The organism is Klebsiella planticola ATCC 33531 (genome assembly GCF_000735435.1).
In the GTDB taxonomy this organism is placed as follows: Bacteria; Pseudomonadota; Gammaproteobacteria; order Enterobacterales; family Enterobacteriaceae; genus Klebsiella; species Klebsiella planticola.
In genome coordinates, this window is record NZ_JMPP01000045.1 from 20584 (window position 1) to 47382 (window position 26799).

Here is a 26799-nt window from a genome sequence, read left to right on the forward strand (position 1 = left end):
TCTCACTGCGGGAAAACCCGTCTACGGCACGCAGACGGGCAACCGCGACGGTTACTTCATAACCCGGTCATCAACGTAGTTGCGTTTATCCGGAGCCGGCGGGAAATACTGGTACAGCCAGGTCTCACTGATGGCCTCGCCCTGGCAGCGCAGGAACATGCGCATTTCCACCGGGTCGGTGGAATCGTTGGTCGGGTACCAGTCAAACTGGATGCGATAGCCGTCGAACGGCTCAACGTACAGAATCTCGATCTGCTTCGCTTCACCGTTAGACAGGGTAATCACCGGTTCGATGCCTTTTGGCGCCGCGGCCTTCAGGTCCCCACCGACGAAATCAATGGCAAAACGGCGCGCCCATTTGTCCGGGTAGTGTTCGCCCGGCGCCCAGCCTTCCGGGAAACCGCCCATCCCGGTGCGGGTGGCCATCACCCGGGCCAGCGGAGAACGCACCGGCGGCTGCGCGCTCCAGTACAGGCGATAGCTAAAGTCCAGCTCATCACCGGCCTTGATCGCTTTTTCCGGCTGCCAGAAGCAGACGATGTTATCCAGCGTCTCACCGGTAGTGGGGATCTCCATCAGGCTGACCGCCCCTTTGCCCCACTGATTACGCGGCTCGACCCACAGGCTCGGGCGCTTGTTGTACCAGCCCATGATGTCCTGGTAATGGCTGAAATCGCGGTCAAGCTGCAGCAGACCAAAGCCGCGCGGGTTCTTGTCCTGGAAGGCGTTGAACTGCAGTTTTTGCGGGTTGTTCAGCGGCCGGCAGACCCACTCGCCGTTACCGAGCCACATGGCGAGGCGGTCGGAGTCGTGAATTTGCGGGTGGATGGTGTCGCACATCCGGCGCTCGTTGTTGCCGCAGCTGAACATACTGGTCATCGGCGCGATGCCCAGCTGTTTGATATCTTTGCGGGCGTAGATGTGGTTTTCCACATCCATAATCACCTGCGTCTCCTGGCAGTTGATCACAAATTTATAGGCGCCGGTGACGCTCGGGCTGTCGAGCAGCGCATAGACGGTAAAGACAGTCGCCCCCGGCTTAACCGTCTCAAACCAGAACGAGGTAAAGTCCGGGAACTCTTCCGGGGTATCGGTGAAGGTATCGACAGCCAGACCACGAGCGGAAAGTCCATACTGATAGGTACTGTCTACCGCGCGGAAATAGCTCGCGCCGAGGAAGGCGACGATATCGCGGCGCGCCAGCTCCGGCGCTTTAAACGCGCGGAACCCGGCAAAGCCGAGGTCGGTTTGCCCTACCAGCTGTTTGGTGTCTACGCCGGCGTTGTTGTAGTTAAACAGTTCCGGGCGGAAGTGAATCTCCCGCGCCTGCTGGGTTTGTGAATCCAGCGAGAACATGCGCACGCGGCGGCGAAAACCCATGCCGACGTGGAAGAACTGGATGTCCAGCTTGCGGTCGTCAATGTTATTCCACAGCGAATGTCCCGCATCGTACTGAATACTGTTGTAGGCCTGCGGAGTCAGATTAGCCAGCGTTGGCGGCAGGTCGCGCGGGGCGCCGCCCCACGGCTGACGCGACAGGTCGTGGGCCATCGATTGCAAAACGGTAAAGTCAAAACGGCGCGTCATCCCATCAGCAATGCCCGATTCCTCGGCAAGCGCGGCGTTAGAAAAAAGTGAAGCGACTCCTGACGTTCCGCATACGGCGGCAACAGCCATGGAAGATTTGAGAAAACGTCTGCGATTCATGCCTGAGAAAGCGTCCTTCTGTTATGCCAATTGGTCGGCAACGCGACAAACAGATGCGTCGTGAATTTCGCCCACTCTAGACAAAAACGATTGATAATCCAATTGTTGGCGACAGAAAAAGCGTGAAAAAATTCTCTCCACCGAAGCGGACTGGATCCCTCCGCAGGTTTGCCCTGCGGAGGAAAGCGGGTTATTTGACGCTGACGTCGATACCCGGGAAGTATTTCGCCGCCAGACGGGTGATGGTGCCGTCAGCGCGAACTTTGTCGATTGCCGCATCGAGCTGTTTTTTGGTCGCCTCGTCGCCTTTGCGCAGGCCGTAGCCGATCCCGCTGCCGAGAATAGTATCGTCAGCCACCGGTTTGCCGATAAAGCCAAAGCCTTTGCCCTGCGGCTTGCTGAGGAAACCGGCCTGCCCGGCGGCAGACATCACCAGCGAAGCATCGATACGGCCGTTCAGCAGATCTGCCCACGCCATATTTTGATCTTTGTAGGACACCACCGTTACGCCATGCTTCTCCCAGTGCTCTTTGGCAAAGGTTTCCTGAATCGAACCTTGCAGCACGCCGATGGTTTTGCCTTTCAGCCCTTCCGGGGTGGTCTCCATGCCGCTATCGGCTTTACCGACCAGCTGCGAGGGGATGCGATAAATCGGCTGAGTAAAATCAATGCTTTTGCGTCGCTGTTCGGTGATATTCATCGCCGAGTTAATGGCGTCGAATTTCTTCGCCACCAGCCCCGGGATCAACGCATCAAACGAGGTCTCCACCCAGCTGCATTTTAGCTGAGCCGCCTTGCAAATGGCGTTTCCGAGGTCGATATCAAAACCTTCCAGCTCCCCTGCCGTATTGCGGCTTTCAAACGGCGGGTATTCCGCTTCCACGCCGTAGCGCAGTTCGCCGGCGGCAAACGCAGAGAAGGTACACATCATCCCCAAAGCAAGGGTAAGGGCTGTTATTTTCATCTTCATCGTGGGGCTCCTTAACGCGGCTTAACGTGACACAGTGCCTGCGCACCGGCCCGCAACGTGGCTTCATCTTTAGCAAAAGAGAGGCGAATCAGTTTGTTATCCGTACCATCCGTATAAAACGCCGACAGCGGGATCGTCGCCACGCCGTAGTCGGTTATCAGTCGCTTCACCATTTCGCTGTCGCTTTCGTCGCTGAAATGGCTGTAGTCCGCCAGCATGAAGAAAGAGCCGGCGCTCGGCAACAGACGGAACGGCGAGTCAGCCAGCAGCTGACGGAGTAAATCCCGCTTCTGCTGGTAGAACGGTGCCAGCGCAAGCCAGGACTGGGGATCGGTCATATGCTCAGCAAAGGCATATTGCATCGGCGTGTCGGCGGAGAACATCAGGAACTGGTGCACCTTGCAGATCTCATCCATCAGCGCCGCCGGCGCAACGCAATAGCCGACGCGCCAGCCGGTGACGTGGTAGGTCTTGCCGAACGATGAGATGATGACGCTGCGCTCAGCCAGCTGGGGATGGGTCGCCATCCCGTGGTGGTGTTCAGCGTCAAAAACCACGTGTTCATACACTTCGTCCGACAAAATCACGATATCGGTATTGCGCGTCAGCGCCGCCAGCTGGTCTAAATCAGCGCGGGAAAATACCTGGCCGCTGGGGTTATGCGGCGTATTGACAATAATCATCCGCGTGCGCGGGGTGATGGCGGCGCGGACTTCATCCCAGTTGACGCTAAAATCAGGCACCGTCAGCTTGATAGCCACCGGCGTCGCCCCCTGCAAGCGGACAATCGGCGCATAGCTGTCGAAAGAGGGTTCAAAGTAGATAACCTCATCGCCCGGATGCACCAGCCCACCGATAGCCGAGTAGATCCCCTGGCTGGCGCTGGCGGTAATCAGGACTTCGTGGTCGACGTCATAACGCGTGCCGTACAGGGCCGCAATCTTCCCGGCAATTCGCTCCTTCAGCGCTGGCAGGCCGGTCATCGGCGCATACTGGTTATGCCCCTCCTCCATCGCCCGCGTGACCCCGGCAACCAGCCGGGCATCGCAGGCAAAATTCGGCGCGCCCTGAGAAAGGTTGATGGCATTATGCTGAGCGGAAAGTTGACCGATCACGGTAAAAATTGTCGTGCCGACATCCGGCAGTTTGGAGCGCGTGGTCACCGGGGAACTGAGACTCATAGTTAATCCTTTCTCATTTTATTTGCATAACCATTCAATCCAATGCGCTACCCGGCGACAACCGAATTGTTGTCATAGTAGCCATGCATTTTGATCATGCCTTGAGAAAAGAGACGGCCAGCCAGGGCTGGCCGGACGAGAAAACTACTTGCGGGTTAAGGTGTTAAAGCTGGTCATCAGATTGCGGTAATCGGGAATATGGTTGGAAAACAGCGTCCCCAGCCCCTCAACATCATTGCGCCAGTCGCGATGCAGCTCACACGCGGCGCCAAACCATGACATTAACTGCACGCCGGCCTGTGACATGCGATCCCAGGCAGCATCGCGGGTCATCGGGTTAAAGGTGCCGGAGGCATCGGTGATCACGAAGACCTCATATCCCTCTTCAATCGCCGACAGCGCCGGAAACGCCACGCAGACCTCGGTCACCACCCCGGCGATAATCAGCTGCTTTTTCCCCGTGGCTTTCACCGCGTTTACAAAGTCTTCGTTATCCCAGGCATTGATATTCCCCGGACGAGCAATATAGGGCGCATCCGGGAACTGCGCTTTGAGTTCCGGCACCAGCGGGCCGTTGGGGCCGTTCTCAAAGCTGGTGGTCAGGATGGTCGGCAGACCAAAATATTTCGCCATATCCCCCAGCGCCAGCACGTTGTTCTTGAATTTATCCGGGTCGATGTCGCGAACCAGAGACAACAGTCCTGCCTGATGATCCACCAGCAGCACCGCCGCCTCGTTCTTATCCAGACGTACGTAGGGTTTTGCCATGATTGACTCCTCATTTAAACATCAGGTTATCCCGCCAGCCTTTCCGCGCCGGCAGAGGTTTACTGCACAGGTCAAATCATAGTTTACTGGCGGGCTGAGGATTAGCCGGCAAAAGTGGGACGCAGTGTCCCATTCGCTGAACAAAGCGGGCATACTGTCCATGATCAAAATGCATAGCTGGAGATGAGATGTCGCGAAGCGCCCTGCCTTTTCATGCCGTGGAAACCTTTCTGGTCACCGCCAGGCACCTTAATTTAACCCATGCCGCGCGCGAACTCTGCCTGACTCAGGGTGCCGTCAGCCGCCAGATTGCGGCGCTGGAAGCGTGGTTTGGTTTCCCGCTTTTTGCCCGCCACGCGCGCGGCCTGCATCTTTCGCCGCAGGGCAGCGCCCTCTACCCGGAGCTCCAGTCGGCGTTTGGCCGTCTGATCGCAGTGGCAGAACAGGCTCGTCAGCAGCAGACCGTGGTACGCCTGAAGGCGCCGACCTGCGCCATTCGCTGGCTGGTTCCCCGGCTGGTGGCTATCGAGCGGCGTCACCCGGAACTGCAAATCGCCCTGACCACCACCACGGAACATAGCGTCAACTTCAGGACCGAACCCTATGACGCCGCCATCGTCTTCGGGACTCACCACAGCGTCGGCGATCTGCTGTTTGAAGAGGCGCTGACGCCGGTCTGTAACGGTATCCTGACGGGGGACAACATGCTAAACGACGTCACGTTTTTGCACCCGACCCGGGATAAGACCGACTGGTCGCTATGGCTGGCGGCGTTCTCACCCGAGGCCCCGCTACTGATGCGTAAAAACCAGCACTTCGACACCATGGATCTGGCGATCACCGCGGCTATGCAGGGGCTGGGCGTCGCCATGGCTGACGCCACCCTGGTGGCTGAAGATGTCCGCGCCGGCCGCCTGGCGCGCCCTTTCACCCTAAGCGTAAAAACCGGCGCCAGCTACCGGCTGGTGGTCCGTAGCTCGCAGAGCAAAGCCGACGGTCTGGCGCGATTTCGAGAGGAGCTGGTTAATCCAGCGTAACGTGGTGGCGCATGACCCGGCGAAACAGCGCCAGCCGGGCGCGCATAAAGCGGTTTTCCAGCTTAAATCCGACCCGCTTATGCAGCCCGATGCGCAGCAGACGATCGCGCCCGCGCAGGCTGGCGGGCCAGCGTACCGCCCCCGGCAGTTCGCTACAGCGATGCCCGGCAAGGCGGGCGAAATTCGCCCAGTAATTGGCGACCTGGGCGGCAAACGCGCGGTCTTCCTCGTCGGCATAGGTGCGCACCGGCTCGGCCAGGGTGAGCGTGTCAAACACATAGGGCACTTCATCGCCGTGCCACGCCCCGTGCGGACAGGTTTCATCGGCGGCACGGGGAACATAGTCAAACCAGTAGCGCCAGCACGGCTGCCCTACCCGCTGCTGGGCCTGCATCACCACATAGCCCAGCGTGGTGAAGGCCATATCGCGGCACACTTCGCGTCCCAGATTCTCATCCCCCTTCACGCCGGGATAGAGCAGTTTGATCAGGCCGAGGCCAAACCGCCGCTCGCGGCGCAGTTTCTGGATCTGCCCGGCGATATCGACGCCGAATACCGCCATCACGCTGGCCTCGTCGCTGTTAGAGCCAACCATCACCGGCATCGGGTGCTGGCGGCCGGCAAAAAACGCCTCCAGCATCGGCTGCGGTAACACCGCATCGCCGACGATCGGTACCGGTCCGGTATTCAGCGGCGCGGTCAGCGACCAGAATGCCTCCGCGGGAATCGCCCGCAGCTGTGCGGCGCTGGCCTGTGGCAGCGAGAAGTGTTCCGCCAGCAAACGCCCTTTCTCCAGCGCGTTTTCTCGCGGCAGATCCGGCAGCGTATAGCCGCTCTGGATGATGGCCTTATGGAACAGTCCGCGGGATTTCGGCGATACCATTAGCGAGAGCACGCTGCGCGCCCCGGCCGATTCGCCAAACAGGGTGACGTTGGTGGCGTCGCCGCCAAAAGCGTGAATATTATCCTGCACCCATTGCAGCGCGGCAATTTGGTCAAGGAGGGCGAAATTATAGACTCGTTCGCCGTCTTCCCCTTCCAGCGCCGGATGGGCGAAGAACCCCAGATGCCCCAGCCGATAGTTGACGGTCACCACCACCACGTCGCGGGCCGCCAGCGCTTTACCATCGTAAGGGGGCAGGCTGCCGGCGCCAATGGTAAACCCGCCGCCGTGCAGCCAGACCATGACCGGCAGCGGCTGAGTGCGTCCGGCGGGTGCCCAGACGTTAAGGTAGAGACAATCTTCTGAGAAGCGACCGGGATCGCCGCCGCCCAGCTCGCGGCAGTACTCAATATCTTGCCAGCTGGCGGCGGAGAAGGTGTCGGCCTGGCGGACGCCCTGCCAGCGCGCGGGCGGTTGCGGCGCGCGCCAGCGGAGTTCGCCGACCGGCGGCGCCGCAAAGGGAATGCCGCGCCAGAGATGAATGCCCTGTTCAGTGATGCCGGATAACGTCCCCTGCCGGGTTTTGACCAGTGGGGTAGACGGGTTCTGCATGACCTGCTTCCTTTTACTGACTGTCGTCAATGATTCATGTCAGCAGAGTACCGGTTTCAGAGCAGACCGCAACGACGTTTACTGCGCTCCTCGGCCTGTTGATAGAGAGCAAACTCGTCCAGCACCGGGCAACCCAACGCCGTTTCAAAGGCGTCACGGCTGGCATTGCCATGGCTGCGGGCCTGAATGTCATTGCCAAGATTTGACTGGAAAATCCCTGCCGCGCTCACCGGTAAAAAATCTTCATAAATAATCGGTTGCGCCACCACCCAGCCGCGTTCGATTAACGGCTGCGGATCGTCGCCGGGGCCAAAGGCATGACGATGGGCTTCCCCGGCGGGGGTCAGGCGATAGCGGAACCACGCCAGCCCCTGCTGACGCAGCAGGAATTCGCTGTCCGGGAACTGGCTGAACACCTCCTGCAGATGGCGCTGATGGTGGAGGTTGTCTTTCCCGACGCCAGCTTCGTTCAGCAAGCGATCGTACAGCGCCCGGCCTTTCGGCGTCAGCGCAATCCCGCGTTGCTCTATCTCGCCAAAACGCGCGCTGTGGGTCCCCTGGTGCTCCCCGGCAAACACCACCGGTTCTTCGAGGGCCTTAAAACTGGTCTGGCGCAGCAGAATCGGCACCTCACGACGCGGCGGCCCTTCAATTAATGCCTTCGGTACCATCCCGCACTCCGGCATCAGCGCCTGAACCCGGTCGATATCCAGCGTGCGCGGCGTCAGGTGGTTGATATGGCAGCCGGGGAAGCAGACCACATCGGCAATCAGCCGGTGCTCATTATGCAGCGCATAATAGGTGTCTGCGTCCACCGTTGCGTGGCTGTGCCAGCGGAACGTCTCCAGCGCCTGGTGGACAAATTCCCGAGCCTGCGCCGGCGAAAAGTGGCCCTGCTCTTCGTGCACAGCGATGAGCTCACGACAGCGGGGAGTAAAAATATCGCGCCGGGCGAGGATCGCCGCCGCACGCTGGCGCAGCTCGACGTTGGCAATCAGTTCCAGACGCAGCAGCGAGGTAAAAATACGAAACGGATTGCGCGCCAGCGCCGCGTCATCAATCGGGCGAAACGCGGTAGAGTGCACCGGCACGCCGGCCTGCGACAGATCGTAATAGCTGACGGGGAACATCCCCATAATGGCAAACATACGCCGCAGCGTCGCCAGTTCTTCCGCCGTGCCAACGCGGATCGCGCCGTGGCGCTCGACGTTAAGTCGCGACAGCTCATCGGCATTCGCCAGTTGCTCATGCAGTTTAGGATTATGCTCCAGCACCGCCAGATTTACGTCCGCCACCAGCTCCAGTAACGTCCCGTACTGTGGAACTTCCTGCTGGTACATCGCCGACATTGCCTGCGAAAAGTTTTCCCGAATCTCATCAGCCGTGATGGTGTTCGCCATGATGCCTTACCTCCAGTGAATACTTCCTGGAGTGTAGAAAAGGCCCATGGCAACGGCGGGAAGAATTTACAAATTGTGATGCGGATAACCTGCCTCACTCCTCGGTGCCGTCCTGAGCATAACCGTGGGTTATGCAAAACGACCATTAATTTCACTTTAAATTAACAAAACATTTACACACACTGTTTCTGGCGATATGACAATAAAAAGCCCTCTACCGATAAAAACGGAGCCACTACCCTATGAATGATAAATGGTCACCGCGCGAGGTTGTGCATCGCGACTATAGCAGTCACCCGCCCGCCTTTGCGCCGGGCTACAAAACCAGCGTCCTGCGCTCACCGCGCAATGCACTGATCTCGCTACAGAATTCCCTGTCTGAAATTACCGGCCCGGTATTCGGTCACGACGATCTCGGGCCGCTGGATCATGACCTTATCCTTAATTACGCCAAAGAAGGTCTGCCTATTGGCGAGCGCATTATTGTCCACGGCTACGTGCGCGACGGCTTCGGCCGGCCGATGAAAAACACGCTGGTCGAGGTGTGGCAGGCCAACGCCGGCGGCCGCTATCGGCATAAAAAGGATCAGTATCTGGCGCCCATCGACCCCAATTTCGGCGGCTGCGGTCGGGTACTGACGGATGAAAACGGCTATTACTGCTTCCGCACCATTAAGCCAGGCCCCTATCCGTGGCGTAATCAGGTCAGCGACTGGCGCCCGGCACATATTCACTTTTCCCTCTCCGGAGAGGCGTGGGCGCAGCGCCTGATTACGCAAATGTATTTTGAGGGCGACCCGTTAATTAAACAGTGTCCGATCGTCAAAACCATTAATAACGACGATGCGGTTCGCACGCTGATTGCCGAACTCGACACCCATGCCGCCGTACCGCTGGATTGCCTCGCCTATCGCTTTGATCTTGTGCTGCGCGGCCATCGCGCCACGCTGTTTGAAAATCGTACCCAGGGGGCCGCCCGATGAAAGACTATTTAGCCGAAACCGCCTCGCAGACCGCCGGGCCCTATGTGCATATCGGCCTCGCCCCCGACGCCGCCGGTTTTCATATCTTTGAAAAGAATTTCGGCCCGCAGCTCACCACGCCGGACACCGAAGGTGAGCGCATTACTATCGAAGGCCGGGTAATCGATGGTTCCGGAACGCCGGTGCGAGATGTGCTGCTGGAGCTCTGGCAGGCCAACGCCGCCGGGCGCTATCACCACCCCGACGATCGTCAGCAGCACAAAAAAATCGATCCGACCTTTCGCGGCTGGGGCCGCAGCTGCTCGGACTTTTCCTCGGGCATCTGGCGCTTTGAGACCATCAAGCCGGGAGCCGTCGTCGGCCGCGATGGCCGGATGATGGCGCCGCACGTCAATTTGTGGGTGGTGGCGCGAGGCATCAATATTGGTCTCAACACGCGGATGTACTTTTGCGACGAGCAGGAGGCGAACCTGACCGATCCGGTGCTGAATCTGATTGAGTGGGAGGTGCGTCGCCAGACGTTGATTGCCCAACGCGAAGTGCGCGGCAATGAAATCGTCTACCGTTTTGATATTCACCTGCAGGGTGAGAACGAAACCGTCTTCTTTGATATCTGAGTGACTTTCCGCCTGATTTTGCCCCGACCCGGTTCGGGGCGTCTGTTTTTTCAGCAAAATAAAAAATTTGTAATACAAGAGAGTGAAATGTTAATAATATTTTGCTATCAGGTTATCAAATTTCAATAACTTCGCTTGTCACCCACAGCGCTCTGTTTTTAACATCAACTATGGAAAAAAATGGTCTTTTTAGTCAGCGCATTCGCTTGCGCCATCTACACACCTTCGTGGCCGTCGCTCAACAGGGAACGCTGGGGCGTGCGGCTGAAACACTCAATCTAAGCCAACCTGCCTTATCAAAAACGCTCAATGAGCTGGAGCAGTTGACCGGTACGCGACTGTTTGAACGCGGGCGGCTGGGCGCTCAGCTGACGCTGGTCGGCGAACAGTTTCTCACCCATGCGGTTAAGGTCCTCGACGCGCTGAATACGGCAGGCCAGGCGCTTAACCGCAAAGAGGGGCTGAATAACGATGTGGTACGCATCGGCGCACTCCCGACCGCCGCCTTAGGTATTTTGCCCACTGTCATCGGCCAGTTTCACAAGCAGCAAAAAGATATCACCCTGCAGGTGGCGACCATGAACAACACCATGCTGCTGGCGGGCTTAAAATCGGGAGAAATCGATATTGGGATCGGCCGCATGTCTGACCCGGAGCTGATGAGCGGCCTCAACTACGAGCTGCTGTTCCTCGAATCCCTGAAGCTGGTGGTGCGTCCCGGTCATCCGCTATTGCAGGAAACCGTAACCCTCAGCCGGGTGATGGAGTGGCCGGTCGTCGTCTCCCCTAAAGGCACCATTCCGCGGCAGAATGCGGAAACGCTGCTGCAAAGTCAGGGGTGTAAAATCCCCGCCGGCTGTATCGAAACCCTCTCCGCGTCGCTCTCGCGTCAGCTGACCGTGGATTATGACTACATCTGGTTCGTCCCTTCCGGCGCGGTCAAAGACGACCTGCGCCGCGGGCTGCTGACCGCTCTGCCGGTGCCCACCCAGGGGGCGGGCGAACCGATCGGCATTTTGACGCGCGTCGATGCCACATTCTCCTCCGGCGCACAAACTTTACTCAGCGCCATTCGCAAATCCATGCCGGCATAATGAACGCCGGAGAGGGCATCTGATACCCTCTCCGGCATTTGTCGCAGTTAGGTATTCCGTGCCAGAAACCGCCGTGCGGTACCCTGTCCGCGGTGGATCTGAAGAGCGGTAAACGGGTGCGGCAGATGCCGATAGGCACCGTAGTACCTTTATCATCAACGCCGGCGGTGCTCATCAGTCTCCGGATCGCGGCGATGACCTCATCGCCTGCGCGTTACCGGAACAGAAGTAAGCATCAGGTCCCCGGACGGGGTACTGATGACTGGCAACACATGCGCTTCTGCAATTTGCCCGGCGGCGCTACGCTTGCACGGGCCTACAGGAACAGCGCTTGCACGGGCCTGCCGCGAACAACGCTTACGCGGACTACCGGAACAGCGCTTTTGTAGGTCGGGTCAGGCGTCAGCCGCCACCCGACGCGGGGGCGTCGCGAACCGCCGCGATGGCTGAGCGGGTATGAAAATCTGCGGCAGAGTCATCTCTGTTTAGCAATAACCCGGGCATGCCCGGGTTATGTTTGGTCTGAAAATCAATTCTCGCCGAAATGAATGACGGTACGAATTGATTTCCCTTCATGCATCAAATCAAAAGCCTCGTTAATCTGCTCCAGCGGCAGGCGGTGGGTGATAAACGGATCGAGGTCGATTTTACCGGCCATCGCGTCTTCAACCATACCCGGCAGCTGGGTGCGCCCTTTCACCCCGCCGAATGCCGAACCGCGCCATACGCGCCCGGTCACCAGCTGGAACGGACGGGTTTTGATCTCCTGGCCCGCACCGGCAACGCCGATAATCACGCTCTCACCCCAGCCTTTATGGCAGCACTCAAGCGCCGCACGCATCACGTTCACGTTGCCGATACATTCGAAGCTGAAGTCCACGCCGCCATCGGTGAGCTCAACGATCACATCCTGAACCGGCTTATCATAATCCTTCGGGTTGATAAAATCGGTCGCCCCCATCTCTTTGGCGAGGGTGAATTTTTCCGGGTTGGTATCCACCGCCAGAATGCGCCCGGCTTTCGCCTGCACCGCCCCCTGGATGACCGCCAGACCAATCCCGCCGAGGCCAAAGACCGCCACGGTATCGCCCTCTTTAACTTTCGCGGTGTTGTGAACGGCGCCGATACCGGTGGTCACGCCGCAGCCCAGCAGACAAACTTTATCCAGCGGCGCCTGCGGGTTCACCTTCGCCAGTGAAATTTCGGCGACCACGGTGTATTCGCTGAAGGTGCTGGTGCCCATGTAGTGGTACACCGGCTCGCCGTTATAGGAAAAACGGGTGGTGCCATCCGGCATCAGGCCTTTCCCCTGGGTGGCACGTACCGCCTGGCAGAGGTTAGTTTTACCGGATTTACAGAATTTGCACTCGCGGCACTCTGCGGTATACAGCGGGATAACGTGATCGCCAGGCTGCAGGCTGGTGACGCCTTCGCCAACTTCGACCACGATACCGCCACCTTCGTGACCCAGCACGGCCGGGAACACCCCTTCCGGATCGTCACCGGAGAGCGTAAACGCATCGGTATGACAGACGCCGGTGTGGGTAATTTTGACCAGCACTTCACCTTTTTTCGGCGGAGCAACGTCAATTTCAACAATCTTCAGCGGCTGGCCTGGGCCAAACGCGACAGCTGCACGTGATTTCATAACCGTCTCTTCCTTCGTGATGATTTATTTTAAATAGGATCGTAGCAGATGACCGACTTCCGCCATTCTGGCCGCTCGCTGATCCGGGGTCGTTTCGCCGCTGACCAGCTCGTCCTGGAGGTGGATTTCCACCATTTCGCCCATCAGGCCGTTGGTCGCCCCGCGGATGGAGGCAATCTGCTGCAGAATCGACATGCAGGATTCGCCGGACTCCAGCGCCCTTTCCAGGGCTTCAACCTGCCCGCGAATGCGACGTACGCGGCTGAGCGCGCGTTTTTTGTCTTCAGGTGAATGTGGCACGATGACGCCCTCAATATTGTATAGGGGGGTATACTATATTTTATTAAGCAAAGTGGCAAACTAAAACGCCGCTTTAAACCGTAGCACAGCGGCGAGCCGTTGAGGTTAGTTGAGCCGGAGCACCATCTCCACGCAGCGTAAATCCGCCTTCGCCAGCTTAGACGGCAGCAGCTTTTCGCGCACGGCGACAAAACCATGGCGCAGATAAAAACCGGCCGCATTCGGCGTCGCTTCCAGCGTCAGGCGCCGGAGATTCCGCCGCCGCGCTTCGGCGATGATGGTCGTCAAAATCATTCCGGCGCAGCCTTTTCCGCCCCATGCGGGCAAGGTAAAGATGGCTTCCACGCTGGCCGCGCGCAGATCAAGATAGCCGGTCGCCACCGGGCGCCCACCCTCTTCCTCAACGACAAAAAAGGGGTTGTCGCGCACCGCATGGCGATACCCTTCCGGCATCGTATCCGGCGTCCAGGCCTCGAGGACCGCGGCTGCGTAGCTTTCACGACAGCCGTTGCGAATGGCCTGATTGCGGATGATCCATAGCGCAGGTGCCTCATCCGGCACGGCAAGTCTGACCTTCATGTCGGGCTCCTTTTTCCTCAGTCCGTCTCAGATCTACCACAGCCGGCGGCGAAAAGAATAAAAAAACCCCGCTTGGCAGCGGGGTCAGGGGGGCGAGGTGATTAGCGCTTACGCGGCATCATCCGCAGCAGCGTATTATCTTTCCACAGATAGTGGTGCAGCAGCGCGGCCAGCGCGTGCGCGCCAATGATAAAGTAGCCGGTATTCGCCAGCAGGCTATGTACGCCCTTCAGCGTATCCACCAGCTCGAACTGACTTTGCGCCGCAAACGGCATGGTCAGGCCGAAGGCAAACCACGGATTACCACGGTAATACATCATCACCAGACCGACGATCGGCTGGGCGATAAACAGCAGATAGATAATCAGATGCCCCAGATGGGCAAAACCGGTCATCATCGGCGACGGTTTCGGTACAATCGGCGGCGCCGGGTACTTCAGGCGGACCAGCAGGCGCGCGACCATCAACACAAGGATGGCCACCCCGCAGGAAACGTGAATCATATTAATGACCGGACGGTCGCTGCGGGGGAAAAAACCGCGAAGTTCCATGGTGGCATAGGCGCCAACCACCAATAAAAAGACCAGCCAGTGGATACCTGTTTGCAGGCCAGTGTATTTATCGCGCATGGTAAACCCTTAACAAAACTGTGATGCCGACAACATAACGACCTTTCCTGAGAAATTCATTAACTTTTACGTACTTATAAGAAACAATTGCCGGTAAGCATCTATTTTCAACAAAAGCAATGAGTTACTCGTGTTGCCCGTGGCCTGTGCAAGGTCCTTTGCCGCCATTCAACCGCGCCAAAACCGGCTCCCGCTCCCGCTGTTATCGCCAAATCTCCCCCATGAATAGCGCCGCGCTCTTTTACTTTATTCCGCAACATATTGATGTACCGACGGATTTATCCTTTTCAGGTCATGTTCTTGCCGCAGCCCTGCCCCTTTGACGTGACAACGTCACACATCACGTCACCGTCCGGCTGCTGATGTTACGGTTTTTGCTTGCGATGACGACAGATTGCGATAACGGTCCGCACGGCGGCAATCGAGGAGATGAAAAACAATGCATTAAGCAAAACCGGCTGCAGAGAAGATCCCTACAGGATGGGGGCACACATTAAACAGATTAAATTTTAGCCATACGTGGTACACTGGCGCACATTCATTGAAAGGTTAATCATCATGTCTTTTCTCGATTACGCAATGAAGTTCATCGGTAGCGCATCCACGTCCACCATCACCTGTCCCGTCTGTGGCTTATCATCAACCCAGTCCACCTCTAAGATTCGCTTAAAACAGGCCATGCTGTGCCCCGGATGCAAGGCCATTTTTGTCTCGACACGCTAGCCAGCGTCTTACGCCGACCCACTTATACCCCGTGTTCTATACTGAATAAAGACCGGCAGCTGTTAAATCCCTGATGCCTCACGCCCATCCTGAGAGAACGTTTCTGAACTGATTTCGCAACTGCTCCTGCGCGTTAATGTCGCATCAGAGCAACGCTATGAAAATGAATCCCCGAGCATGGTTTAGCCGCGCTCACCCCTTTACGAAAATCCCTGGACGGGCGCCATTCCCGGCCAACGACCCGAGCGGTGAAAATAGTCTGCGGCCAGAGCTGTTTTCGGCCCTCCAGATGGAACGTTACGGCCAAAAACTGGCGCATACACATAAGCTGTCGCCGGACAAACTGCCTTACTATCTTCTCAAACGGCTTGGCGATAACGAGGCCGTGATCACCCATAACTGTTATGCGCTCAATGCCGGGAAAAAATCGAGTATTATGCCCGCAGGCGAGTGGCTTCTTGATAATTATTACCTGATTGAGGAGCAGATTCGTATTGTCCGCCAGCACCTGCCGAAAAGCTTTGGCAAAGGTCTCCCCGCCCTGATATCGCCACACCAGTGCCCGCGTATTTACGATATCGCCTCTGAAGCGATTGCCCACGGGGACGGACGCTGGGACGTAGCCAGCCTCACCAGTTATATCGCCGCCTATCAGCAGGTGACGCCGCTGACTTTAGGCGAGGTCTGGGCTTTACCTGGCATGCTGCGTCTGTCGCTGATCGAAAACCTGCGTCGTGTCAGTATCGAAGTGGTAAAAGCCCAGCAAGAGCGCAGCCTGGCGGACACATGGCTCACGCGGATTTTCGAATGTGCGGAGAATACGCCCGCCGATTTAATCATGGTGGTTGCCGACATGGCGCGCGCGCGACCGCCGCTCAGCAGCGCGTTTGTCGCGGAACTGGTACGTCGCCTGCAGGGGCATGGCAATGCGCTGGCGCTGCCGTTGACCTGGGTGGACCAACGTCTTGCTGAACAGGGCGTGACGACCGAGGTTCTCATTCACCGCTTCAATCAACAGCTTGCCGCCAGCCAGCTTTCTGTCAGCAACAGCATCGCGGGTTTACGTTTGCTGAGCGAAACAAACTGGGCCGATTTTGCCGAGACGATCAGCGTCGTGGAGCAGACATTGCGTCTTGACCCAGCCGATACCTATTCCCGGATGCACTTTGATACCCGGGATCATTACCGCCATGTCATCGAGATTCTGGCCAGAGACAGTCGGTTCAGCGAGCCCGAAGTCGCCAGGCGGGTGCTGGCGCTTTCTCAGGAAAACGCGCCCGCCACGCCGGGACATCATGTGGGTTATTATCTGGCAGGTGAAGGCCGCGAACAGCTGGAAGTGCAACTCTGCGCTGACACTCCAGGACTTATCCGGCTGCGGCACAGTTTCAACAAAATCCCCTTGTTGTCATGGCTCGGCAGTCTCAGTTTGTTAACGACGGCCGTAACGGCCGGAATCCTGCACGCCACTGCGCAACAGGGAATGGGCTGGATACTGATCCTTTTGGCGGTGCCGCTGATTGTGGCGGTGAGCCAGTTAATCAGCGATCTGCTCAGCGAAGCGACCACCCGTTTTCGCACTCCCCGGCCTTTGCCACGAATGGATTTTTCCGCGGGAATTCCCGCTGACTGTGCGACGATGGTGGTTATTCCCTGTATGCTGACCAGCCACGCAAGCATCAGTCAGCTCCTCACCAGTCTTGAAGTGTGCTGGCTGGGCAATCAGAATGAATACCTCCGCTTCGCTCTTCTCACTGATTTTGCTGATTCAACGGTTGAAAATCCGCCGGAAAACGCCCTGCTGCTCAGGCAGGCCATCACGGAAACAGAGGCGCTTAACCGACGCTATCCCGGCAACCGCCCACGCTTTTATCTTCTGCACCGTCAGCCTGAATGGATCCCGGCACAGGAAACATGGATGGGTCATGAACGTAAGCGGGGAAAACTGGCATTGTTGAACCACTGGTTGCGCCACCCGGCAAACCAGTTTTCCAGTGTCGCCGGGCTGCCTGCGCACCAGCTGCCGGGCCCGATTAAATATGTCATCACCCTGGACAGCGATACGCTTTTGCCACGCGACACCGCGCATAAACTGGTCGCAACCATGGCGCACCCGCTCAACCAGCCAGTGTATGATCCGCTGCGACAGAGGGTCGTCAAAGGGTATGGTATTTTACAGCCGGGACTGGCAGAGGAGATGCCGCGTAACGGACAGGGGCGCTATGCTGCCCTACGCAGCAGCGTACCGGGTAATAATCCCTATTCGATGATGTCTTCGGATATCTATCAGGATCTCTTCGGCGAAGGGTCGTTCGTTGGTAAAGGGATTTATGACGTCGATATCTTTGTCCAGGCCACAGCCAACGCCTGCCCGGAAAATCTGGTTCTCAGCCATGATTTACTCGAAGGGTGCTATGCCCGCTCCGGGCTACTCAGTGAAGTCTTACTCTACGAACAATACCCAAACAACTATCTATCAGACGTTGCGCGCCGTACGCGCTGGATCCGTGGCGACTGGCAGCTGCTTAACTGGCTCAGCCCGTACGTCAGAAAAGCGGATGGAACGCGGGATAAAAATCCGTTATCTCCGCTCTCCTGGTGGAAGTTATTTGATAATTTACGCCGCAGCCTGGTCGCCCCGTCGTTACTGGTACTTCTTTTTTGTTCCCTGCTCTGGGTTCCCAACCCGCTCTACTGGCTTGGCGCGCTGACGCTGGTGTGGTTATTGCCGGCGGCTCTGAGTATCCTTCACGACCTTCTTCATAAACCCCCTCGTCGCCCGTTGCGGCTACATCTTCCGCTGGTCGCCGCCGGCGCGCTGAAGCGGCTCTCCCGGATCGCACTCAATTTTGTTCTCCTGCCGCACGAGGCCGGATATTCATGCTATGCCATTACGGTGACGCTCTGGCGTCTTGCTATCAGTCAGCGCAATCTCATCCAGTGGGCCAGCCACGCGCCGGACAGCCAGCGGTCCCACCTTTCGGTGCTGCGTTTTTATCGGGCGATGTGGCTTAATGTGGTCTCCGGGGTCGCCCTGGCGATGATGACGTATCATTTTGCCCCACCGCTGCTGGCTATCGCCCTGCCCGTTGCAATGCTGTGGTGTCTGGCGCCGCTACTGATGAGCGGGTTAAGCCGCCAGCCTGTGCGTAAGACGATAGCACTGAATCCGGACCAGAAGCAGCTGCTGCGTCAGACGAGCCGCGAAATCTGGGCCTTCTTTGAGACCTTTGCCACGGCAAAAGAAAACTGGCTTCCCCCGGATAATTATCAGGAAATACCGCAGCCCACCGTCGCACATCGCACCTCCCCCACCAATATCGGGCTCTCCCTGATGGCCAACCTGACCGCCTGGGATTTTGGCTACCTGCCCGGGGGCGAGGTGTTGCAACGCGTGACGCTGACGCTCGACTCGCTGGATAAAATGGAACACTTCCGCGGCCACCTCTTTAACTGGTATGACACCCGCACGCTCGCCCCGCTCAACCCACGCTATGTCTCAAGCGTTGACAGCGGCAATATGGCGGGTCATTTACTGACATTACGCGAAGGCCTGTCCGCGATGCGTTATCAGCCGGTGTTGAACAGCGAGCAGCTGCTGGCCGGGCTGAACGACACGTTGATTATTCTGGAAAAATACTGGGGGCAAAACGCGCCAACCGGCCTGCGACTGCTGCGCAAGCACTGTCTGAATGCGGTGTCGTTGCCTGCGGGCCAGCTGTTCGGCGAACTGAAGAAAATGCGCGCCCAATGTAACCATCTGACGACGCAGTGTGCTCAGGAAAACCCGCGGGTGGTGCGCTGGACAGCGCATCTTGAACATCAGCTGGTGCAACTGTGCCATGAATGGTCGCATCTACTGGGCTGGTTACCCCAGACGTATAATGAACCGCAGCTACCGACGCTGAGCTGGCTCGCCAGCGCGAGCTATAGCGGCGAAGGAACGCCTCCGGCATCGGTTACGGCGCTGGCCCGCATGCGGCTGAAGATTCTCACTGAACTTGAACAGCGGTTGAACGATCATGCGAGAATGGATTTTGCCTTTCTGTACAGCGAAGCGACCTGTCTGCTCAGCGTCGGCTATAACTGTGATACCAATACTGCGGATAAAAGCCATTACGATCTGCTGCCCTCTGAAATCCGCCTGACCAGTTTTCTCGCCATCGCGACGAATCAGTTACCGTTAAAAAGCTGGTATGCCCTGGGGCGGCTGTTCACCACCATTGATCATGACACCGCGCTGATGTCATGGAGCGGTTCGATGTTTGAATACCTGATGCCGAATCTGGTGATGCCCACCTGGCCCGGCTGCCTGCTGGATGAAATGAGCCAGTCAGCGGTGAAACGTCAGATACACTGGGGCAAAGAGCGTGGCGTGCCATGGGGGGTCTCGGAGTCCGGCTATCATGCTTTTGATGTTCAGCACAATTATCAGTACCAGGCATTTGGCGTACCGGGCCTCGGTCTGCGGCGAGGACTGGCCGACGATATGGTGATCGCCCCGTACGCCACGCTGCTGGCACTGATGGTCTCCCCGTACAAGGCCTGCGACAATTTGCTCAGCCTGGAAAAAAACGGCGCGCGCGGCGAATACGGTTTTTATGAGGCGCTGGACTATACCCCCTCCCGCCTCGCGACCGGGCAACTGTATGCTGTCGTCCAGTCCTGGATGGCGCATCATCAGGGGATGGCATTTCAGGCGCTGGCTCACGTGCTGCTTAACGCCCCGATGACCGAGCGATTCATGTCCAGTACCGCCTTCCGCTCGGCGAGCCTGTTGCTGCAGGAACGCGTCCCGGATGCGGTCGATCTCTACAGCCCGCGCCGTCATTTCGAATCCCATGAAGGGAGAGTCAAACCGGTTCGCTATGAACCGCGTATTTTCAGCGGAGCAGATACCCCGGTCCCTGAAGTGCAGCTGTTGTCCAACGGCCATTACCATCTGATGCTGACCCCAGGCGGCGGCGGTTACAGCCGCTGGAACAATCTTGCCCTCACGCGCTGGCGCAGCGATACGACCCGCGATAACTGGGGAGCATTCTGCTATATCCGCGATTCGCAAACGGAGGAAGTCTGGAGCAACACCTGGCATCCCATCGGCACAGATGCCGATAGCGGCGACGAAGCGATCTTTACCGATGCCGGCGCTGAGTTCCGGCGGACTTTCGGTTCGCTGAGCGTCAGAACTCAGATTGTGGTCTCCCCGGAAGATGACATTGAACTGCGGCGGCTCACCCTGGTACACAGAGGACGGCTGCCCCGTGACCTTGAACTGACGACCTATTGCGAAGTGGTGCTGGCGCCCGACGCCAGCGATCGGGCGCATCCGGCATTCAGCAATTTGTTCATTCAGACGGAGATTAACCCCGATCGTGAGGCGATCCTCTGTCATCGCCGCCCGCGCTCGCCGGATGAACAAACCCCCTGCATGCTGCACATGGTGGTCGTGCATGGTAACAGCAGTAAAAGTATCTCGTTTGAAACGGACAGAGCCCGGTTTCTGGGTCGCGGCAGAACCCCTTCAGATGCGCAGACAGCCGGGAAAAATGGCGCGCTCAGCAACACCTCTGGGGCGGTACTGGATCCGATACTGGCGATACGCCACGCGATTACGCTGCTGCCGGGACAACCGGTTACGATTGATATCGTCTATGGCATCGGCGAAAGCCGCCAGCAAAGTCTGGCGTTACTGGAAAAATATCGGGATCACCCCATCGCTGACCGTATCTTTGAGCTGGCGTGGTCCCATAGCCTGGTGGTATTACGCCAGATGAATGCCAGTGAAGATGATGCCACGCTGTTTAACCGTCTCGCCAGTGCGGTGCTTTATCCCTGTCAGGAACTGCGGGCCGACGGCCAGATTATCAGCCGTAACCGACGAGGCCAGTCCGGCCTGTGGGGTTGGGCTATATCTGGCGATCTGCCGATAGTGCTGCTCAGCATCACCAGCGAAGAGAGCATCGCCTCGGTCACTACCCTTGTGCAGGCGCACCGATACTGGCGGCAGAAAGGACTGGAGGTCGACCTTGTGATCCTCAATGAGAGTCCCGGCGGCTATCAACAGATACTGCAAAACCAGATTATGGATTTGATTTATGCCCGCTCTGGAGCCAGCCTGCTGGATCAGTCGGGCGGCATTTTTGTCCGCAATGGCGAACATCTCTCCGCCGAAGATAAGCAGCTTCTGATGAGCGTGGCCTGTTTGTATCTTGATGATCGCGCCGGCGGACTCAGTGAACAGCTTAACCAGCGCATTCATACGTTAACCCCGCCGACCAGGCGATTCATTGCGCACGCGGCGGCACAGAGAAACCAACATGTCGACTGGACACCGGATAGCGGTAAGTTACGCCACTTCAACGGCTACGGAGGCTTTTCAGAGGACGGGCGGGAGTATCAGATTGTCCTCAGCGAAAACCAGCCGACGCCAGCGCCCTGGTCAAATGTCCTGGCTAATCCCGGTTTTGGCAGCGTTATCTCGGAGGCGGGACAAGCCTACAGCTGGTATGAGAATGCGCATGAGTACCGGTTGACGCCGTGGGAAAACGATCCGGTAAGCGATCGCAGCGGCGAAGCCTTTTATCTGCGCGATGAAGAGAGCGGCGCATGCTGGTCGCCGACGGTATTGCCGGTGCGCGGACACGGTGATTATCTCACCCGCCACGGGTTTGGCTACAGCGTGTTTTCCCATCGTGAAAGCGGGATAGACAGTGAACTGACGGTACTGGTCGCCGAACAGGCGGCGGTTAAACTGGCGATCCTGACGCTCAGTAATAACTCGGGGCGAACACGGAAACTGTCGGTCACCGGCTATGCTGAATGGACGCTCGGAGATTTACGCACCCGCACCGCCTCCCATATCGTGACGTATCCCGTCACCCTTTCCGCGGGTTGCGGGGTGCTGGCCAATAATTTTTACGCTGCTAACGGCGGCGAGCGCACGGCATTCTTTGCCGTCAGCGGTTCTTACTGCTCGCTGACGGGCGACCGCCGCGAGTTTATTGGGCGCAATGGCTCATTGCAAAATCCGCAGGCGATGGCACTGCGCAGGCTCTCGGGGAAAACAGGCGCCGGCCTGGATCCCTGCGCCGCAGTACAATCCGCGGCAACCTTAATTGATGGCGATCAGCGGACCTTTATCTTCGTCCTTGGCGCGGAAGAAAACCATAGCCGCGCTCAGGAGACGCTTGCCCGCTATCTCAATGAAGATACCGTCCGCCAGGAACTGAATAATGTTCACCGCTACTGGCATAACGCGCTCGATAAAATCGTGGTGACGACCCCGGATACCACCGTGAATTTACTGGTCAACGGCTGGCTGCTGTATCAGACGATGGCCTGTCGCCTGATGGCGCGTAGCGGATACTATCAATCCGGCGGCGCATTTGGTTTTCGCGATCAGCTGCAGGATACACTGGCTCTCAGCCACGCCGCCCCGGAAAAAATGCGCGAACAAATTGTACTCTGCGCCTCCCGGCAGTTTATTGAAGGAGATGTGCAGCACTGGTGGCATCCCCCGCACGGTAACGGCGTACGGACACGTTGTTCTGATGACTACCTCTGGCTGCCGTTTGCCGTCTGTCACTATGTCGAAACGGTCGGTGACCCAGAAATACTGGACCTGAATATCCCTTATCTGCAGGGGCGTCCGCTCTCCGCTGGCGAAGAGTCGGTTTACGATACCCCGGTCCAGAGCAGTAGCGAAGAGACGCTCTGGTTACACTGCGTCAAAGCCATTGAGCACGGATTACAGTCCGGACCGCACGGTCTCCCGCTAATGGGCGCGGGTGACTGGAATGACGGGATGAACCGGGTTGGCATTGAGGGTAAAGGTGAAAGCGTCTGGCTGGGCTTCTTCCTGTACGATATTTTACAACGCTTCGCTTCACTTGCCGATCGGCGCCAGGATGACGCAGTCGCGTCCCTGTGTCGTCGCGAGGCGCTGCGTTTGCAAAACAATCTCGAAGCCTCCGCCTGGGACGGCGAATGGTACCGGCGAGGATATTTTGACGATGGGACTCCCCTCGGGTCAAAAGCTTCGCAGGACTGCCGAATTGATGCGATTGCCCAGAGCTGGTCGGTGCTCTCCGGCGCGGTCAGCCGGACGCGCAGCGAGCTGGCGATGCAGGCGCTGGATAAGTACCTGGTGGATAACGAGGGCGGATTAATAAAACTATTAACCCCGCCGTTCGACGGCCACGGCCCTAATCCGGGCTATATCCAGGGCTATCTGCCCGGCGTGCGGGAAAACGGCGGGCAGTATACTCACGGCGCCATCTGGGCGGTCATGGCGTTTGCCCGCATGGGGAACGCGGAACGCGCGTGGCAGCTATGGTCGATGATCAATCCGATAAACCACGCGCTGGATGCCGATGGCGTGGAAAAATATATGGCGGAGCCCTATGTGATGAGTGCGGATGTCTACAGTGTCGCCCCGCATAGCGGCCGGGCCGGGTGGAGCTGGTATACCGGTTCAGCGGGCTGGGCATATCGTCTGCTGACAGAGGAGCTGCTGGGAATAAAACGCGGCGCGACGTCCTTCACCGTTCACCCGCTGCTGCCGGCCAGCTGGCCCTCTTTTGCCCTGACTTATCAATACCGCGATAGTCAGTATCGCATTACCGTCTCACGTGGCGACGGGCAATACCAGGCCACCCTGGATGGCCTGCTCCTCGCCGACGATACCATTCCGCTGCTGGATGACGGACAGCCCCATAGCCTCGATATCATTCAGAACTGATGGCAAACAACCCGCGCATTAACGCCAGTCGTTAATGCGCGAATTATTTTGGCCAATATTCATTGGCGCGCTGCATCGAGAAATTATCCAAATTTTATTTGGCTTAGCTATTTGGCTTAGCCGGTTAACTGCGGTGAGACAATATGATTTCGTTATCAATTTCTCCCCGCCGCGTGCAATTGCGCGAGGATCCATTAACGGCTCGTCTTTAGCCTCTTCAGCGCAGAAATATAATAAAAAGAATAACCGTCAAGAAAGGCGTATAATAAATAACACACCCCTCAGAGAATAAATTTATGTCTTACACCAGTGGAATCAGACAGTTCAAAGAAAGACCTGTCCATGTCACTTGCCCCGCCTGTTCCTGCATAGCAGACCAGAAGGCCGGTAAATTACGCAAAGATGCGATTCTGCACTGCCCGCAATGCGGATTACACTTCCGACCCTCAGAATGCTGGTGTATTGGCGGCTGAGCAGCAAGTCAATCTCAACCCTTTAAAAACAGCAACATACCTGTTTTACCACGGCGATAAAGGAAAGGCTTATGAAAACCAGAAAAGATATTTTTATTGAAGGCGATATTCTTGCCAGCCGTCATCCTGGAGAAGCGAACCAGCCTTTCTGCATCCATAGGGTAAGGTTTAGCAATGGTAAATATGCGATTATTCGGGCAGCAACAGGGCGATGCTTCATTCCCGGAGAAATGATCCAACGACAGGGTAACGAATGGTTTTACAACCATGTAAAAATTCGTTTGCTCGGCTTTGAATATCTTGATGAAAAAGAATCCGCCAGACAATTTATTGAGTGTTTTTGATATTCATGAACGCGCTATCAGAAATAACATCTGCGCTGTAAACTCACGTCATTAAACCGACGCTGCGTCCGGCGTTTTTGCCACCCGGTTCACCCGGCGCCCTGGCCTGCCAGTGTGCATAAACCGTTTGAAGCACCTTAACGCGTTGGTGGAAAGGATGAGTCCTGCTTGTCGCGCTGATTTATGTCCGAGGCGCAACGGGCGGCGAAGGCCATCAGCAGATTTTTCTTCCGGTCGCATGGTGAGTATAATTCGCCCTCTACATTCACCGATCGCTGCTGGCTAATGGTATGAATCTCAATCGCTTCTGTTATTTACTCCTCGTTTGCGCGGCGACCGCGAGCCTGTTGACTCCGCATCCTTATGTTACGTGGTTCCTGCTCGTCAGCGTACTGACGCTGGTGATTTACGGCATGGATAAAATGGCGGCGCGCAAGGCCTGGCGTCGGGTGCCGGAATCGACCTTGCTGGTCTTCGGGTTTGTCGGCGGATGGCCTGGTGCGATTGTCGGTCAACAGATCTTCCGCCATAAAACGCAAAAACAGCCCTTTAAAACCTACTTCATCATCAGCGTGATAGTGAGTATTCTCGCGACGCTGGCGGTTTATCAGTTCTCTTCGCACTCTGCTTCGACCGTTTCCCGTTCGCTTTTCCCCAACGCGAATATCTCGCCTTCAGATATTGCCCGTAATGTCAGGCAGTAAGGATTCGATGGCGCTGATAATGCTTCTGACCCTCTGGGGGATAAAGCGGGCGTCGGGATAGACGGCGTAGAGGAAGCGGTCAGGTAAGCGCCACGCGGGTAACACCGGTACCAGCCTGCCGGATTGCACCGCCCTGACCGCAAGCGGGAGCTGCATACCGCCGATACCGAGGCCGGATTCAATCGCCTGGCGCAGAGCCTCACTGGTATTGGCCCGGAAAACGGTATTCACCTTCACATCGAGAGCATCCTGACCCGAAATCAAGCGGAGCGGTGCTTCCAGCGGGATAGCGCTGAAGCGCACGTGCGGATGCATCGCCAGCTCGCTGACGGAGTGCAGCGGTGTAAAATCAGGTGCCGCAAAGAGCGCCGTTTCAATACGCGCCAGCACGCGCGCCGCGTGCGTTTGCGGTGGCTCATGGCTCAGCCGCAGCGCGACATCGACCCCTTCAGTAACCAGATCGGCGATGCGGTCATCCAGTGACAGCATCAGATGCAAGCCGGGATTCCTTTTCTGCAGCGCCAGCAGGTGGGGCATAAAAATCTGCCCCAGACCGCTCGGCAACTGCACATGTACCCGGCCCTGAAACTGATGATCGGCAGGGTTCAACCGCCTTTCCGCTTCCCGCATGGCCTCGAGCAAAAGCTGCATATCACGCCGGTAGCTTTCCCCCTGTTCAGTCAGCGCCATCACCCGCGTAGTACGATGCAGCAATACCACGCCGAGCTCCTCTTCAAGCGCCGCAATCTGTTGACTGACGGCAGATTGCTTCATCCCGCTCTGGCGAGCGGCCGCAGAAAAAGAACCCGCCTCGGCGACGCGTAAAAAAGTGGCTATCGCATTAAGCTTATTATTCATTTAATGATTCTGCTTATAAGTGCCATCAGTTTCAGGGGATATGTGTGAAAAAAATAATATATCACACTGTTTCTGTCACCTTCCCTGGAGAAACATGATGAATAAGATACAGCAACAGAAAGTCGCGCTGGTCGCCGGCGCCAGCGGTATTATCGGCAGCCAGCTTGTCAAAACGCTTCTGCGTAATGGCTGGGAGGTCATCGGACTGAGCCGCCATGCCCTCTCCCACCCTGACGGCATTCCGCTGGTCGAGGTTGATTTACTCGATGCCGAGGACAGCGCGCGGGCGCTGCGGCCCCTTAGCAATATCACCCATATTTTTTACAGCGCCTGGGTGAATGCCGCAAACTGGACGGAGATGGTTGCCCCGAACGTTACCATGCTGCGTAATCTGGTCAGTCAAATCGAGGACCGGGCTCCGCTGCAAACGGTCAGTCTGATGCAAGGATACAAGGTCTATGGCGCGCATCTTGGGCCGTTCAAAACCCCGGCGCGTGAAAGCGATCCTGGCGTCCCGGGCGCTGAATTTAACGCCGCCCAGCTCACGTG

The 26799-nt window shown here is 57.4% G+C and carries 20 protein-coding genes and 2 pseudogenes; 11 read left to right on the forward strand and 11 right to left on the reverse strand.

The window, feature by feature from the left end; genetic code table 11:
* Window positions 1–51: 51 nt before the first annotated feature.
* From GRPL_RS07745 to ycaC, 4 genes are all read right to left on the reverse strand, one after another.
* Entirely contained in the window at window positions 52–1707 is a 1656-nt protein-coding gene (locus GRPL_RS07745) for a glucan biosynthesis protein D (RefSeq protein WP_004861457.1), read from the reverse strand.
* Window positions 1708–1897: 190 nt separating this feature from the next.
* Complete coding sequence (locus GRPL_RS07740) at window positions 1898–2671, reverse strand: ABC transporter substrate-binding protein (protein WP_032700009.1); 774 nt, start codon at window positions 2669–2671, stop codon at window positions 1898–1900.
* A 17-nt stretch (window positions 2672–2688) separates the two neighbouring features.
* The gene (locus GRPL_RS07735; protein WP_032687919.1) at window positions 2689–3858 is read right to left on the reverse strand and encodes a pyridoxal phosphate-dependent aminotransferase; all 1170 of its coding nucleotides are present in this window, start codon (window positions 3856–3858) and stop codon (window positions 2689–2691) included.
* A 144-nt stretch (window positions 3859–4002) separates the two neighbouring features.
* The gene (gene ycaC / locus GRPL_RS07730; protein ID WP_032696300.1) at window positions 4003–4626 is read right to left on the reverse strand and encodes an isochorismate family cysteine hydrolase YcaC; all 624 of its coding nucleotides are present in this window, start codon (window positions 4624–4626) and stop codon (window positions 4003–4005) included.
* 188 nt (window positions 4627–4814) lie between these two features.
* Here ycaC and GRPL_RS07725 point away from each other — a divergent pair, with 188 nt between their 5' ends.
* Window positions 4815–5663, forward strand: coding sequence for a LysR family transcriptional regulator (locus GRPL_RS07725; protein ID WP_032699998.1), 849 nt, complete (start codon window positions 4815–4817; stop codon window positions 5661–5663).
* On the opposite strand, the gene GRPL_RS07720 is transcribed toward GRPL_RS07725, so the two are convergent.
* Both GRPL_RS07720 and hglS read right to left on the reverse strand, forming a co-directional pair.
* Window positions 5650–7158, reverse strand: coding sequence for a carboxylesterase/lipase family protein (locus tag GRPL_RS07720; protein ID WP_032699999.1), 1509 nt, complete (start codon window positions 7156–7158; stop codon window positions 5650–5652). The genes GRPL_RS07725 and GRPL_RS07720 overlap by 14 nt on opposite strands.
* 56 nt (window positions 7159–7214) lie before the next feature.
* Window positions 7215–8558, reverse strand: coding sequence for a 2-oxoadipate dioxygenase/decarboxylase HglS (hglS, locus tag GRPL_RS07715; RefSeq protein ID WP_032687922.1), 1344 nt, complete (start codon window positions 8556–8558; stop codon window positions 7215–7217).
* Window positions 8559–8800: 242 nt separating this feature from the next.
* Here hglS and pcaH point away from each other — a divergent pair, with 242 nt between their 5' ends.
* The 4 genes and pseudogenes from pcaH to GRPL_RS28675 form a co-directional block, all read left to right on the forward strand.
* Window positions 8801–9541 carry a protocatechuate 3,4-dioxygenase subunit beta gene (gene pcaH / locus GRPL_RS07710; RefSeq protein ID WP_032687924.1) on the forward strand — a complete coding sequence of 247 codons (741 nt, stop codon included), beginning with the start codon at window positions 8801–8803 and terminating at the stop codon, window positions 9539–9541.
* Window positions 9538–10158 carry a protocatechuate 3,4-dioxygenase subunit alpha gene (gene pcaG, locus GRPL_RS07705; protein WP_032700000.1) on the forward strand — a complete coding sequence of 207 codons (621 nt, stop codon included), beginning with the start codon at window positions 9538–9540 and terminating at the stop codon, window positions 10156–10158. Before pcaH ends, pcaG begins: the two co-directional genes overlap by 4 nt.
* Before the next feature lie 170 nt (window positions 10159–10328).
* Window positions 10329–11252, forward strand: coding sequence for a LysR substrate-binding domain-containing protein (locus GRPL_RS07700; RefSeq protein ID WP_004861430.1), 924 nt, complete (start codon window positions 10329–10331; stop codon window positions 11250–11252).
* 32 nt (window positions 11253–11284) lie between these two features.
* Window positions 11285–11641: pseudogene (locus GRPL_RS28675) on the forward strand (hypothetical protein); the annotation flags it as partial.
* A gap of 140 nt (window positions 11642–11781) precedes the next feature.
* Here the strand turns inward: GRPL_RS28675 and GRPL_RS07695 are convergent.
* The 4 genes from GRPL_RS07695 to cybB form a co-directional block, all read right to left on the reverse strand.
* The gene (locus tag GRPL_RS07695; RefSeq protein ID WP_032687926.1) at window positions 11782–12900 is read right to left on the reverse strand and encodes an S-(hydroxymethyl)glutathione dehydrogenase/class III alcohol dehydrogenase; all 1119 of its coding nucleotides are present in this window, start codon (window positions 12898–12900) and stop codon (window positions 11782–11784) included.
* A 24-nt stretch (window positions 12901–12924) separates the two neighbouring features.
* Window positions 12925–13200 carry a metal/formaldehyde-sensitive transcriptional repressor gene (locus tag GRPL_RS07690; protein WP_004861424.1) on the reverse strand — a complete coding sequence of 92 codons (276 nt, stop codon included), beginning with the start codon at window positions 13198–13200 and terminating at the stop codon, window positions 12925–12927.
* Window positions 13201–13305: 105 nt separating this feature from the next.
* Window positions 13306–13779 (reverse strand): GNAT family N-acetyltransferase, encoded by a 474-nt coding sequence (locus GRPL_RS07685; protein ID WP_032700001.1) that lies wholly within the window; start codon window positions 13777–13779, stop codon window positions 13306–13308.
* A 101-nt stretch (window positions 13780–13880) separates the two neighbouring features.
* Entirely contained in the window at window positions 13881–14408 is a 528-nt protein-coding gene (gene cybB, locus GRPL_RS07680; protein WP_032687928.1) for a cytochrome b561, read from the reverse strand.
* 579 nt (window positions 14409–14987) lie between these two features.
* Here cybB and GRPL_RS28285 point away from each other — a divergent pair.
* From GRPL_RS28285 to GRPL_RS07665, 5 genes and pseudogenes are all read left to right on the forward strand, one after another.
* Entirely contained in the window at window positions 14988–15131 is a 144-nt protein-coding gene (locus tag GRPL_RS28285) for a YnfU family zinc-binding protein (RefSeq protein WP_232640664.1), read from the forward strand.
* 157 nt (window positions 15132–15288) lie between these two features.
* Window positions 15289–23871 (forward strand): glycoside hydrolase family 94 protein, encoded by an 8583-nt coding sequence (locus GRPL_RS07675; RefSeq protein WP_032700011.1) that lies wholly within the window; start codon window positions 15289–15291, stop codon window positions 23869–23871.
* A 296-nt stretch (window positions 23872–24167) separates the two neighbouring features.
* Window positions 24168–24344 carry a YnfU family zinc-binding protein gene (locus GRPL_RS28515; protein WP_213084091.1) on the forward strand — a complete coding sequence of 59 codons (177 nt, stop codon included), beginning with the start codon at window positions 24168–24170 and terminating at the stop codon, window positions 24342–24344.
* A gap of 71 nt (window positions 24345–24415) precedes the next feature.
* Entirely contained in the window at window positions 24416–24688 is a 273-nt protein-coding gene (locus GRPL_RS07670) for a hypothetical protein (protein ID WP_032700003.1), read from the forward strand.
* A gap of 290 nt (window positions 24689–24978) precedes the next feature.
* A pseudogene (locus tag GRPL_RS07665) lies at window positions 24979–25299 on the forward strand (DUF1294 domain-containing protein); the annotation flags it as partial.
* Window positions 25300–25362: 63 nt separating this feature from the next.
* Here GRPL_RS07665 and GRPL_RS07660 read toward each other — a convergent pair.
* Entirely contained in the window at window positions 25363–26250 is an 888-nt protein-coding gene (locus GRPL_RS07660) for a LysR family transcriptional regulator (RefSeq protein WP_032700006.1), read from the reverse strand.
* Window positions 26251–26347: 97 nt separating this feature from the next.
* Between GRPL_RS07660 and GRPL_RS07655 the strand changes: the two genes are divergently transcribed.
* The coding region (locus tag GRPL_RS07655; RefSeq protein ID WP_032700008.1) for an NAD-dependent epimerase/dehydratase family protein at window positions 26348–26799 on the forward strand (452 nt) is incomplete at its 3' end.